This window comes from Paenibacillus paridis (genome assembly GCF_006345825.1).
GTDB lineage: Bacteria > Bacillota > Bacilli > Paenibacillales > Paenibacillaceae > Pristimantibacillus > Pristimantibacillus paridis.
In genome coordinates this window covers 108,687-120,509 of record NZ_VCIX01000071.1, presented here as the reverse complement: position 1 = coordinate 120,509, position 11,823 = coordinate 108,687, and the positions used below count along the sequence as shown (strand labels likewise).

The following is an 11,823-nucleotide window of genomic DNA, read 5'->3' as shown; positions in this document are numbered from 1 at the left end:
TTTTTTACTTATTTGAAACTTGAAAGTTTGTGAATTATTGAACAAACTTAGATACCTACAAGACTAGGACAGGTTTAATGCAACGCTAGTGGAATTTTTCCTGTTAATTCAGCCGTTACACGTCAATATAAGCTGATTGGATAGGAATAGCCGGATAAATTCCTTCTAAATGCCTCAAAGGTCCAAAACTCCCTGAATTAGAGGGAGAAATTCCAGTTATATAAGTTGAACTAGCTTATCTCGTTTTGCTCATGGTGAGCAGCTATGTTGAAGATCAAGCTATTTAAAATAGGACTTATCCACTAAACAGCAAAGCTGCGTACCGGATAAGTCCTTATTTGGCAATCAGTATTCATAAAACGAGCGAGGCTTGGTACTTCTATAGCGTTGTTCTTAATCATGCTTGGATAGGTTTGTGCGCATCGCTGCTAGGATTTAAGCGAATCCGGCCCATCGAGCAAGTATCTCTCCGTGAGGATTGACAGGAGCTGAATGCCTACCTCGTTGTGGCCGCCTTCGGGAATGATCAGGTCGGCGTATTTTTTGGAGGGCTCAACAAAGGCTTCGTGCATCGGCTTCACCGTATTCAAGTATTGGTCATGAACGGATTGGATGGTTCTGCCGCGTTCTTCAATATCCCGCAGTACGCGGCGGAGAATCCTCACATCCGGGTCTGTGTCGACGAATACCTTGATGTCGAGCGCCTTGCGGATATCCTCCTCGGCAAGCACATGCAGTCCTTCGAGAATGACGATATTGTTAGGCCGTAGCTCGACCGTCTCACTTGCCGAACGGGCATGAATGGTAAAATCGTATACGGGCGCGTACGCGGTCCGGCCCTCGCGAAGCAGCAGGAGGTCGCGGACCAGCAGCTCGATATCGAAGGCGAGAGGGTGGTCGTAATTAATCCGTTCGCGTTCGGCTAAGCTAAGATTAACGGGATTTTTATAGTAATTATCCTGGGATATGAACGTTACTTTGTCTGACCCTAGACGGTCGATGACGGAACGGGCAACCGTTGTTTTGCCGGATCCGGTGCCGCCGGCGATTCCAATTATAAGCATGGTGATTCAATAAGCCTCCCTGTAATAAAACCCTTTGCAATTTTAGTATTGTAGCATAGCATTCGCTTTTTTTCACCCCGGCATTAAAATACTTAAGGAACAGGAACAAAACTTACACGGAAAGCGAGGCGGCAGTATGGATCATTCTAATGAAGGACTGAATGCGATGGAGCCTATATTTCCGAATAGCGAGCTTCAGACGGTAACGCTTGGCATGGGCTGTTTTTGGAGTCCGGAAGCTTTATTTGGCCATTTGCCCGGTGTGATCCGTACGCGTACTGGTTATGCTGGAGGTACGACTAGCCAGCCTACTTATCGTGAAATGGGCGATCATACGGAAACGGTTCAGCTCGAGTTTCTGCCCAGCGTCATCCGCTTGGAAGAGATTCTTGTTAGGTTTTGGGATGGTCACAAGCCAGCTAACATTAACGACTATAAAGGACGGCAATATCAATCGCTTCTGCTATATGCCGATGAGCGGCAGCTGGAATCCGTTGAACAGGTGCTTCAGCAACGGAAGGAGCAGGGAAAAGGAGAGCTGGATACGGAGATCGTTCCTTATTCGGCATTTCATCGCGCGGAGGAGAGGCATCAGAAGTATTATTTGAAGCGTTATCCTGATGTCATGGAGAAGCTGAGCCGGATCTATGCAACGGAAGCTGAGCTTGTGGACTCGACGATAGCCGCGCGATTGAACGGCTTGGCTAAAGGATATACGAGCCTGGAGCGGATTTTGCTGGAGCTGCCTCAGTGGCCTATGGAGCTCGAACGGCAGAGGGAGCTGTCCTATCTGATTAGGCAGATTCGCTGGTAGGTTTTTCAGCATTTTTTAACGTACAGCAAAGTGCAGGGTCTTAATCATACTTTCTCTGTACGTTTCGCTGAAACGATGGCGTCTATAATAAGGACGCCGAAGGCGTTTTTGCTTGTTTGGTTCCGATAGGAGTAAAATGGACAAGGTAGGCATCATATGAACCGAGAGGAGTGTTAGTTGTGAAATATAGAAGACTCGGAAGCACCGGGCTTAACGTATCCGTGATCGGCATCGGAACCTGGCAGTTTGGCGGGGAATGGGGCCGGGAGTATTCGCAAGCGGAAGCCGATGCGATTTTGGACAAAGGGCAGGAGCTTGGCATTAATTTAATTGACACGGCCGAATGCTACGGCGATCATCTCTCGGAGTCGCTGATCGGCGATTACATTAGCCGCCGCAATCGTGAGGATTGGATTCTAGCGACCAAGTTCGGCCATCATTTTCATGAGCGGTTCACACGTACCGACGTTTTTGGAGCCGAAGGGGTTATTGCTCAGCTGGATGCCTCGCTGCAGGCTCTTAAGACAGACTATATTGACCTCTATCAATTTCATTCGGGACCGGATCAGTCCTTTGACAACGACGAGCTTTGGACGGCATTGGATAAGCAAATAGCGGCTGGGAAAATTCGTTTTCTAGGGACATCGATTGGCAGCAACGATAATCTCCATCAAACGGAAGCTTCAACTAAGGTGAATTCGCGTGTGATTCAGGTTGTTTATAACAGGCTTGACCGTGCACCGGAGGAGCGGGTTTTTCCTTCCTGCGAGCAGCAGGATTTAGGTGTGCTGGCACGCGTTCCTTTGGCGAGCGGCTATTTGAGCGGCAAATACAAGCCAGGTGCTGTGTTTGGCGAAACCGATGTACGGCATCGGCATGAAGCAGAGAGCACGAGGCTTAAGCTGCTTGAAGTGGAACGGATTCAGCGCGAGGAGCTGCCGGAAGGCGTCCAGATGGCAAGCTGGGCTCTGGCATGGTGCTTGAAGCATCCAGCGGTTACCGCTGTGATTCCGGGCTGCAAAGATGCTGACCAAGTAGAGGCCAATGCGAAGGCTTCGGAGCTAGTCACCGAGCCGCATCCGCAGGATGTGAAAAACTAAAAGCGAATGGCTGCGGGTCATACAGCAGCACTACAACAAGCCCCCCGGCCTTCATCGGCCGGGGGGCTTGTTATTTTACAGTACGGTCACGTCTTGCCGGTATCTTTCGAAATCGGCGACGCGGCATTCCAGCTTCATCCGCGTGCCTTCCGGCTCGTAGTCGGTAGAATGAACGTGGGCATGCTCGTTGAAGTACGCGACCAATCGGCCTTGGCTGAACGGAATCAGTAGCTCGCAGGTCATATAGTCGTCGAAGATATGCTCGCGAACGACATCAATCAGCTCTGTTAATCCGCTATTTTCCTTCGCTGAGAGGTAGACATGATTGCCTTGAACCTCTGGATAGGCATGTGTTGTCAGATCGCTTTTGTTATAAGCATAGATGGTCGGAATGTCGAAAGCGCGAAGCTCCTTGAGCGTATCGTTCGTTACGGCAACTAACTGCTCGTAATCCGCATGGGAGTAGTCGACGACATGAATCAGCAGATCCGCCTCGGTTACCTCCTCTAGCGTAGAGCGGAATGCTTTGACCAGATGATGGGGAAGCTGGCTGACGAAGCCAACGGTATCGGTTAGCAGAAACGATTTGTTATCCGGCAGGTCGATGCTTCGAACGGATGTCTCAAGCGTAGCGAAGAGCATATCCTGCGCGAATACTTGCTTGTGGCTTCCCGGATTGTAATGCTCCAGCAGAGCATTCATCAAACTGGATTTTCCCGTATTTGTATAACCTACGAGACAAACGACGGGTACTTCGTTCTTTTGGCGCTGCTTCCGCTGAATTTGTCGCCTTGCTACCAGCTTCTCAAGCTCGGCTTGCAGGGCAGTAATTCTTTCCTCAATGCGCCTGCGGTCCAGCTCCAGCTTCGTTTCGCCCGCGCCTCTGTTTTTGAGGCCGGCTCCGCCGCCTTGCCTTCCCAAGGATGCACGCAGGCCGACGAGCCGCGGAAGCATATATTGAAGCCGGGCTACCTCGACCTGAAGCTGCGCTTCCCTCGTCTTGGCGCGTTCTGCGAAAATATCCAAAATCAGGATCGTTCGGTCGATAACGGTCCGCTCCAGTGCAGCCTCGAGATTGCGGATTTGGGAATGGGAGAGCTCATCGTTGAAAATAACGACCTGCGCGTCATGAGCTTCGAGCAGCGCTAGCAGCTCCTGGATCTTGCCCGTCCCGATGTAATGGGAAGGGTTAATTCGTGCAGCCTTCTGGCTGAGCTCATCGGCTACCTCAATATAACAGGCGGCAGCTAGGTTACGGAGCTCCTCCATGGAGTAGGCAAAGTCGGTTTGATTTTGAAGCTGTACGCCGACAATAATTGCTTTTTGCTTCGGTTGTTCCATTATTCATCATCCTCTAAGGTTTTTGATAAAACAAAAAAACACAGGCAGCGCTGCCTGTGTTTACCGTTAAAGGTAGGAGGACGTCAGAAAAAAATCCAAAAGGAAGCTAAATTCCTTATTGGCTTGGATCCTTGGTCTTCCGCGGGCCATGTAAAGCAGAGCCGTCAAGCGGAGATGCGAGTCACATCTCTGCCGAGACAGCTTCCTTGCTTTGATTCATGGCGAATTGCGGAGTTTCCTCCCTAAAAGCGAATACGTGAGCAGAACGACACTCCTGGCGTATCATCGTATTCATCATTTTGTGGGTTCCTTAAAAAGGACAGACCTATCCTGAGTCCTCTGCACACAGGCAGAGCTTTGGCGCTATTCAATTAGCAGCTGCGCAAAGACCGAACTCGGATATAGTCTATCACACGGAACCCTCCGTTCATTTAAATTAGCACTAGTGTAGCATACCCGCTTATTTGACTGCAAGCGACGTTCGGCAATCCCTTAAGAGGCGCTCCAATCCTGGCGAAGCGTGAACAGCTCCTTCAGCGCTTCGGTGGAGAGCTCGGTAATCCAGCCTTCGGAGCTGGAAATGACATTTTCGCTAAGCTGTTGTTTGTTTTCGAGCATTTCATCGATACGCTCCTCCAGCGTGCCCAGCGATATGAACTTGTGCACCTGCACGTCGCGGGTTTGTCCCATCCGGTAAGCGCGGTCCGTAGCCTGATTTTCCACGGCAGGGTTCCACCAGCGATCGAAGTGGAAAACGTGGTTTGCGGCGGTGAGATTAAGCCCGACGCCTCCAGCTTTAATGGACAAAATAAATATGCTAGGCTGCTCCTCAGGTGGAAGAGTTTGCGACTGGAATTTGTCAATCATGCGGTCGCGCGCCAGCTTGGAGGTGCTGCCGTTCAAGTAAACCACCGGTTCCTTCAGCTCATGCTGCATTACGGTCTGCAGAAGCTGCCCCATGCCCAGATACTGCGTAAAGATCAGGCAGCGCTCTCCTTCGTCGCGAAGCTCCTTCACCATGGCGAGCAGACGCTCCAGCTTGGCGGAGCGGTTGATCAACGGCTCGGTATCGATACTGCCGCTTGCGGCTTCGCTTAGCTCTGGCAGCGGCTCCTTCGTCAGCAGCAGGGGGTGGTCGCAAATCTGCTTCAGCTGCATAATCGCGGACAGGATAGCGCCCTTGCGCTCGATGCCCTCAAGCTTTTGCATCCGGTCCATGAGCTGGTTAACTGTCTGATTATAAAGCGCCCCTTGCTCGGCTGTCAGGTGAATGTACGTTTTCATCTCATTTTTGTCAGGCAGATCCAGCTGTATAGCAGGGTCCTTCTTCTTGCGGCGCAGCATGAACGGCTTGACGAGCTTCTGCAGATCGGCGGTGCGCTGCACGTTGCGCTCCTTCTCGATCGGGTTGCTGAAGCGCTGTTGAAACCCGTGGGCGCTGCCCAAAAAGCCGGGATTCATGAAATCGTAGATGGACCACAGCTCGGACAATCGGTTCTCGATCGGCGTTCCGGTCAACGCGATCCGATGCTTGGCTTTAAAGCTGCGGATGGCTGCGGCTTGTTTGGTTTGAGCGTTTTTAATATTTTGTGCCTCATCGAGGCAAATGGTTGACCAGCGGAACGACTTCAGCAGCTCTTGGTCCAGCGTAGCCGTGGCGAAGGAGGTCAAAACGACATCCGCCTGCCGGGTTTCGGCCTCGAAGGATTCCGCTGCAAGGCGTCTGCCGCCATAGTGAAGCATGACGTTCAGCGAAGGCGCGAACCGGCTGATTTCCTTCTGCCAGTTGCCAAGCACCGAGGTGGGACAAATAATAAGCGTTGGGCTTTGCTCCTTCTCCCTTGCCGAGTTTTCTTTGAGATGCAACAAGTAAGCGATAAGCTGTACCGTTTTGCCGAGCCCCATATCATCAGCAAGGCAGGCGCCAAGCCCAAAACGGCGCAGAAAAGCGAGCCAGGCGAAGCCTTCGCGCTGGTATGTCCGCAGCTCGGCATTCAGTCCGGTCGGCACATTTAGCACAGGCCATTCCGATTGCTGGCTTAGCTGGCTAACGAGCTTCATCAAATGCTCGTTCAGCTCGACTTCGAGCTGGATGCGCTGCTCCTGCTCCGGATCTTGCTCGGCCTGAGCATTCTCCGGCTCACTGCCGCTGCCCAGCAGATGAAGCTGAAGCACATCCTGAAAGGATAGACCCTCAGAGCGGTCAATGCCAGCCATCGCTTTGCGTATTTGGGCGAGCAAGGCAGGATCCAGCGCAATCCATTGTCCGCGGAAGCGCACCAGCCGCTCATTTCGTGCAACTAGCTCGTTGAACTCGGATTCACTGAGATCGGTCTCGCCGATTGCAATGCGCCAATCGAAGTCAATGAGCGTATCGAGGCCAAACAACGATTCGCGGGTGCCTTCCGCCGGGGTGCTGACCTTGGCGCGAAGCTTAGGTTTCTTGCGGCTGGCGGTTTCCCACCACGCGGGAAGAAGAACCTGCCAGCCGGCTTCTAACAGTCGGGGGCTGTCGACGGCTAGAAAGCGCCATGCGGCATCATTAGCCATAGGGGCGTTCAATAAATCGTCGCCAGCTCCAGCCATCCGCTCTCTTGGCAGGCAAACGCGCAGGCGATCAAGCCAGCTGCCCGATCGCTCTCGCACGGAGGCTGTCCATGAAGCGGGCCAAGAGCCAAAAGCTTCGCCCGATTCCGACAGCTTTACTGACACCAGCACGGCTTGGTCCAGCTTATCCTGTAAAACGAGCTTTAACTGCCAAGGGTCGTCCATGGCTTCCGGCTCCACCAGCTGGAGCAGCGGCCGAAATAACGCTTGATCGGCTTTCCAGCCAATCGCGATTAGCCATGCCTGCGCATCAAGGCCGGCAGCTGCGGCAGGATTCTTGGCGAAGAGCAGAGGATATTCTCTCCGCAAATCGGCAGCCGCGGTTTCCGTGCCATAGCAGGCGTCGAAGACAACCGCGGAGAAGGCGGCCTGGAGTCCCTTTTGAAACGCTTGATTTTCTTCCTCATTTGGTGCTGCAGCTTGTATTTGTTTGTTTATGTCCGCGTGATCCCAGGTCCATTGCAGCTTTCCGGCTCGGAAAGCCGAGAAGCTTGGGCGATAGCGTCTAGCCTCTATTTCTTTTGCAAGCTTGGGCGCGAGCTGAATGAGCTGCTCGGCTTGCTCTCCCCAGCTCCATGCGATATGCGCAAGCCATTTTTGTTCCGCAAAGAAGGGAATGACCTGCTCCGCGGGGAGCAGCACAAGCTCCAGCCCTTCGATTTGCTGAATTTCCAGCTCCGTGCCGTAGAAGGAAGCCTGATGCCAAGCGAATAAACGCTGCTTCAAGGTGATGCCGCTCAAATAATCGGCCCTGCTGCTCACGCCGTACAGAAGCGCATCGCCATGCGTCGTTAGGTTGACATGGACCGTGAAGGTTTGAGTATGTAGGGTCATGTGATCAGCTTTCCTTTCCGAAGCTCCTCCTGCAGCGCGCGCAGCCTGCTATGGCGGGTGGAGAAGGCGTCAATGTACGCCTCCCAGCGTTCTTCGTCTTTCATTTTTTTGTACAGCTTCGCGAGCCTCTTGAGCAGCTTGACCGCTGTTTTATAGCCATCTCTATTTCTCAGAAGCACGTACCTCTCCGCTGCCTGATGATAGAAGGGAAGCAGAAGCTCGGGCGAATGCTTCTCGATTGGTGCGAGTACGCTTACGCGGTAGCTAAGCGGCTCGGTGCCTGTGCTGAGCTGGTAGTCCATCCATTGCTGCCATTTTTCGTAACGGAGCAACTTTTCCTCATAAATAGACTCGGTATACGGCAGCGCGCGTATAATCGGCTCCCACATCTGCTCCTGAAGTGCAGGGAGATGCTCGATAACGGCGTCCCAGTAGCGGTAAAAGCTATTGAGTGTAAGCTGCCGTTCTTTCTCCATCAGAGGTGTCAGCTTGTTCAGCCAAACCGCTAGCCGCTCCCACTCGCCGGTATTCTCTAACGCTTGGAGCAGGAGAAACACATCAGTCGGCTGGAGGTGGATCCGGTTATTTAATTCCATCAGAGCCGCATGGGCTTCCGTATCCTGACGCAAAAAGAAATGCATCCAGGCTTGCGCCGTCATCCAGGAATAACGCGATAGCGCCTGGCCAAGCTCCGTTTGGGCGGCTTGGAGCTTCTGTAGCTCGTCGAGGTACAGACGGTTGTCGGTTTGATAAGGAGAAATCGTATGATGCCACAGCCAAAAGTAAGGCTCGGCAAAATAAAGCTTGGTGCCCGTTTCGGTCAGCATTTGCTTGCGCAAGTAGTCAACCGTTTCGCCGATCATTAACCAGTAGCTCGTCTCATCCTTAACTACGGTTTGCTCATGCAAAAGGGCGGCAATCCTCTTCTGCGTATCGGCAATGGCCTCGTGTGTGTGAAAGCCGATGAATGCGCCGCCATGCCCGGTCTGGTCAGGCGAGCGGTTGAGCAGCAGACCTAGTAGATAGAGGTGGGCATGCAGCTCGAATAGGCGGTTCATTGGGGGCGAGAGCTCGGGACGCGCGATATGTATGGCTGCAAGAGCTTCACGGACAAAAGCTAAATTGCGGACGTGGCTGGCCAATGGAGCGGTTTGCTCGCGAAATAGCTCGTGCCATTTCGTCGTATTTAGGGTGCGTTCTGATTTCATGGCTAAGGGATCTCCCGTGCGATTAAAGTCTATTTTTAAGAATATGGACACCGAAGGCGTTTTTGCTTGTAATATAGGAAAGCATAACATTTCGTTATCCCTTCTCTATATTTCTCGGAATGAAACGCGCTGCGCCGCCAAAGGACAGCGACAATCGTTTCACCTTGATAAGTCTATTATAACATTTATCCTTTCTTTTCTTTCTCTCCAATGCCGGTCCGCGCTAAACCATAGTAAAGCACACATAAATGAATTCAGCTATCTCTTTTTCTTCCTTTATATGCTATATTAGGATAGTGAACGATACAAATGTTGATATGGAAAATATGCTAGGCTGGTGGCGGATGTGCTGGGCTATTTTAAAGATTTTATATTGAATATTTTTGTGATTTGCTCCCCGCTGGTCTTGTATCCTTACATCCATAAGATGAAGAGCAATTTACGTTTATATCGCTTTTATTTGTATGTCCTCTTTTCCTTGTCCCTGATCATGACGATGTCGTTCCCCATTAATATGAACGGATTGTTGTATGATTTCCGCTCGATTCCGCTCGCGCTAGGCTCTCTGTCCGGCGGCGCGTTGGTATCGGCCTGTTTATACGCGACGCTTTTGCTATACCGTTATTTTCTCGATAGCCCCCATAACTGGATTTACGTGATCTCTCTCCTTCCGAGCTTTTTCGTTTTTCTTGCCCTATATAAATACTACAACTCGCTAAGCCTGGCCCGTAAAATAGCGGCTGCCGTGTTCTTATGCTCGATGATTAAGCTGATGACCTTTACAACCTTCCTCACGATAACCGGTCAAATCGAGTTGTTGTTCAATAAGCCCTGGGCGACGGTGCAAACCTATTTGCTGCAAGGGTTAATTATCGGTTTATGCGTATATGCGCTTCATATGCTGCATACCTTTTTTCTTATGCAGGAAGAGATGGTCAAAAGCGAGAAAATGAAAATCGTTGGCGATATGGCGGCATCGGTGGCCCATGAAATACGTAACCCGCTTACGACGATCCGAGGATTCATCCACCTCTTTGCCTCTGCGGATCTCGATTCGGAAAAGAAGGAGCTGTACAAAAAAATATGCTTCGAGGAACTGGACCGCTCCGAGCTTATTATTGCGGATTACCTTGCGCTGGCGAAGCCTGATCCGGAAATCGTTGAAGCAATCGATATTCATCATGAAGTTCATTACTTAGCGAACGTCTTGATGACCTATGCCAATTACCATAATATCGAGATCCATGTCATGGCTTCAGAGGAGCATCCCTTTAAAATCCAGGGAGACCGCTATAAATTCCGGCAAGCTCTCATTAATATTGGGAAAAATGCCATCGAAGCGATGGAGGGTGGCGGTACGCTGGAGCTGAAGACCAGCGTTCAGAACGAGCATGCGTGGATTATTTTAAGCGATAACGGAAGCGGAATGACTCCCGAGCAGATGAAGCGGCTGGGCACGCCTTATTATTCTACGAAAGAAAAAGGGACGGGTCTGGGAACGATGGTATCCTTCAGCATTATCAAGAAGATGAATGGAAAAATTGAAATTAAGAGCGAGCTAGGAGTGGGCACAGAATTTAATTTGATGTTTCCGAAGGCAAACTAAGCATGCGGTTTCATTAAATTTTTTGATTTAATTTTTATCAGGTTAAGATTATTGGACTGTTCGTGTTATAATTAAGATGTGCAGTCAATAAAGATCATTGACTATGATAAAGGAGTCGGAAATATGCAGGTAGTATTTGAAGACTGGGATCAAAAGGTGAAGAAGACGTTTAACGCGACCAGCAAACAGGAGGTCCTTACGGTTACTGAGGCGGGAGACTTGCTTGGCCTGACGAAAGACCAAATGAAGGTTTATGTGCTTAAGCATAACCTGACGAAGGTTGCGATTAATCGCAGCGTCCACAGATATCTATTACTGAAAAGCGAAATAGATGAGATTCTAGCAAAGTCCTGACATTTGCGATGAGCCACAGCCTCCTTTGAGGCTGTGGTTTTTTGTTTGTAGGCATAGTGGACCGCGGAAAAATTATTTACTAGCAATAATAGCGAACATAGGGCGGTATTTGTTTAGGATTTGCTCAGCAGGGCTGTGGAGGCCGGAATCAAAGCCATGCAGGGTCGTCACCTGCCCGAAGCCGATGGAGCTCAGCATTTCAACGTCCCAAGCGGGCCGTCTCACGTAAGTCAGCGGCAGCATGAGCGCCATTTGATCGCCCTCAGCTATTTCATCCTCTGTACGATAAGGCACATAGCCTGCTTCGATCGCCTCTTGCTTAGCTGCTTGGAAGAGTGCAGCTTCCTTGGGGTCCGTCAAGAACAGATTCCAATTTCCGTCGAAAATAATGACTTGCCCGTCCTCATTCAGCCACTCATGCCACTTCTCATAAACACCTACTGGGTTTGGCAGAAACCAGGTTACGTTTCTTGAGATGACTAGGTCGAACGTCAACGAGGGTTCAAACTCTAAAATATCGGATTGGATAATTTGAATGTTGCATCCATATTTGTTGGCATTCCGTTTGGCTTTGGCAATCATCCCGGGCGAGGAATCAATCGCGGTTACTTGGTGTCCCATGCGGGATAACAGCACCCCGAAAAATCCGGGCCCGGTGCCAACATCGAGCACCTTCAGCTCTCTTTTGCCCTGGAGAAGCTTGCCGATAATCGTATTCCATTTGTCGTAAGATTCATTCATCATCTCGTTCTCTACGATTTCCTCGTAAATGTCAGCGCCTTTATCCCAATATTGCTGATGCACTTTCTGTTGCTCCTTGTTGATGGTCATTGGTATGCTCCCCGAAAAGTATTTTTAAAAAACGCTTGCTATTAGTAATAATTACGATTAATAT

Annotated in this window: 9 protein-coding genes; 4 read left to right on the top strand and 5 right to left on the bottom strand. The window is 50.6% G+C overall.

All coding sequences use genetic code 11. The annotated features are described in order from the left end of the window. Nucleotides 1-428: 428 nt before the first annotated feature. Nucleotides 429-1,064, bottom strand: a complete 636-nt coding sequence (gene udk, locus FJQ58_RS05220) for a uridine kinase (RefSeq protein ID WP_139991376.1) — start codon at nucleotides 1,062-1,064, stop codon at nucleotides 429-431. Nucleotides 1,065-1,200: 136 nt separating this feature from the next. On the opposite strand from udk, the gene FJQ58_RS05215 reads away from it, so the two are divergent. Beyond that, the gene (locus tag FJQ58_RS05215) at nucleotides 1,201-1,878 is read left to right on the top strand and encodes a peptide-methionine (S)-S-oxide reductase MsrA (protein ID WP_139991375.1); all 678 of its coding nucleotides are present in this window, start codon (nucleotides 1,201-1,203) and stop codon (nucleotides 1,876-1,878) included. Nucleotides 1,879-2,057: 179 nt separating this feature from the next. Continuing rightward, nucleotides 2,058-2,978: an aldo/keto reductase gene (locus FJQ58_RS05210; protein ID WP_139991374.1), complete on the top strand. Its 921-nt coding sequence runs from the start codon at nucleotides 2,058-2,060 to the stop codon at nucleotides 2,976-2,978. A 75-nt stretch (nucleotides 2,979-3,053) separates the two neighbouring features. Here the strand turns inward: FJQ58_RS05210 and hflX are convergent, their stop codons facing one another. From hflX to FJQ58_RS05195, 3 genes are all read right to left on the bottom strand, one after another. Next, nucleotides 3,054-4,319, bottom strand: a complete 1,266-nt coding sequence (gene hflX / locus FJQ58_RS05205) for a GTPase HflX (RefSeq protein WP_139991373.1) — start codon at nucleotides 4,317-4,319, stop codon at nucleotides 3,054-3,056. A gap of 492 nt (nucleotides 4,320-4,811) precedes the next feature. Then, complete coding sequence (locus tag FJQ58_RS05200) at nucleotides 4,812-7,760, bottom strand: DEAD/DEAH box helicase (protein ID WP_139991372.1); 2,949 nt, start codon at nucleotides 7,758-7,760, stop codon at nucleotides 4,812-4,814. Beyond that, nucleotides 7,757-8,968: a hypothetical protein gene (locus FJQ58_RS05195; RefSeq protein WP_139991371.1), complete on the bottom strand. Its 1,212-nt coding sequence runs from the start codon at nucleotides 8,966-8,968 to the stop codon at nucleotides 7,757-7,759. The genes FJQ58_RS05200 and FJQ58_RS05195 overlap by 4 nt, the downstream gene beginning before the upstream one ends. Before the next feature lie 346 nt (nucleotides 8,969-9,314). Between FJQ58_RS05195 and FJQ58_RS05190 the strand changes: the two genes are divergently transcribed. Both FJQ58_RS05190 and FJQ58_RS05185 read left to right on the top strand, forming a co-directional pair. Next, nucleotides 9,315-10,574, top strand: a complete 1,260-nt coding sequence (locus tag FJQ58_RS05190; protein WP_139991370.1) for an ATP-binding protein — start codon at nucleotides 9,315-9,317, stop codon at nucleotides 10,572-10,574. 123 nt (nucleotides 10,575-10,697) lie between these two features. Further along, nucleotides 10,698-10,928, top strand: coding sequence for a DNA-binding protein (locus FJQ58_RS05185; RefSeq protein WP_139991369.1), 231 nt, complete (start codon nucleotides 10,698-10,700; stop codon nucleotides 10,926-10,928). 72 nt (nucleotides 10,929-11,000) lie between these two features. On the opposite strand, the gene FJQ58_RS05180 is transcribed toward FJQ58_RS05185, so the two are convergent. Beyond that, entirely contained in the window at nucleotides 11,001-11,759 is a 759-nt protein-coding gene (locus FJQ58_RS05180) for a class I SAM-dependent methyltransferase (RefSeq protein WP_139991368.1), read from the bottom strand. Between the last annotated feature and the right edge of the window lie 64 nt (nucleotides 11,760-11,823).